Origin of the sequence: Halorubrum sp. SP9, from assembly GCF_005435015.1 — an archaeon.
Lineage (GTDB): Archaea > Halobacteriota > Halobacteria > Halobacteriales > Haloferacaceae > Halorubrum > Halorubrum sodomense.
This window is the reverse complement of sequence record NZ_SGXU01000064.1, coordinates 2233-3587: the sequence shown is the minus strand read 5'-3', so window position 1 is coordinate 3587 and position 1355 is coordinate 2233. Positions and strand designations below refer to the sequence as shown.

Annotated in this window: 1 protein-coding gene; it reads right to left on the bottom strand. The window is 52.6% G+C overall.

What is annotated here, in order from left to right:
- Positions 1-490: 490 nt before the first annotated feature.
- Positions 491-1355, bottom strand: an 865-nt coding sequence (locus EXE45_RS16210; protein ID WP_158294281.1) for an HNH endonuclease family protein, incomplete at its 5' end; no start/stop codon positions are given.

Genomic DNA, 1355 nt, shown 5'->3' with positions numbered 1-1355 from the left:
AAAAGGCCCGTTCTCGGGACTCTCGTGTTCTAATAGAGAGTGTAAACCCATCCTCTCAACCAACGTGTTCTAAGAGAGCGTACTGTACTCCGGGGGGTCATCGAGTTTAAACACGAGTTCTAAGAGCGAGTTGACACGGAGAGTAGATACCCTAAGAGTGGTAACCTTAGAGAGAGCGACCCCCTCGAAACATGAAGTTCAGAGGGCCGGTCGGCGACGGCCAATGCGCACGCGCCTTGGCCCCGACTTCACGCCGAGAGGAGCCATACCGCCAGAAAGCGCAGTCAAACGGGGAGGACTGTGAGCGGATTCCCCTGTTCTCGGAGGTCTACCAGAGGGAGGGGTTGGGGGTTGGAACACCAGTCGGCAAGGCACGCGCGAAATTTGGTAAGTTCGCCTCTCTATTGTGGTCAGATTTGACTGCGTTTTGTGGAATTTGTCAGAAATAAGAATTATGCGCTAACTCTCCAAATGATTAGAGCGAGAGAACTTACAGAGACCAGATGTTCAGAGCGACTTCCGCGAGTTCTGACGTTCGCTCTTGTATGGTGTCGAGGTTCCAGTTGTCGTAGTTCTCACCGACAGCCCGAGTCATAGCGATGTCTGATGAGGCATATTCGTTCTTTTTCGTCTCGAACGGGTCGTTACTCGCACGGATGTTTTTGTCCGATTCGAGGAGGGTAAGATTCCCGAGACGGTCTCGGTGCTGTTCAAACGTCGCCTGTGTCGTATTCAACGCCGTAACCCACGCGCTGTGACGAGTGGCGGTGTATGCGGAACGAGGAGCGATGTGCTCGATGTCATAATCACCCATCCGGTCTACGTTCCCGTTGTAGTGGACCTCCTCGATTCGTTTGAGCATGTACCTCGTTCGGTCATTGAGTTTGACCCGCTTGTTCTCGATACCAGCCCTAAATTCGGCATCACTCGGGTACTTGCCGCGAAGGTATCCTCGCATCTCTTCTATAGGGTCGCTTTCGTTGAATACGGTCGAGCAGAGTTCGGAATAGATGCGGTCCAACTGCCCACCAGTCGCGTAATTGGCGACTTTCCACCGGACCAAGAACCGCTCAAGAACACCGAGTGCTTCCATAACCTTGTTCGGGTTGTCAAATTCTTGGAAGATACGGAGAAGAAGCGTACGAGCCTGAACAGACTTGATGTAGTGTAAGTGTGTCAGTTTCTCGTTGATGGCCTCGTTTCCTCCGTGGTCGTATCGGTCAATGTCTGCGTTGGCAATCTGTAGATACAACTCGGACTGGTTGGCCGCGTCAGCCAGATAGGATTCGAGCGTAAGGTCGTCTGAGCCGCGAACGTCGCTGATGATACCTTGGAAGGTGTCGTAGAGTTTGTAG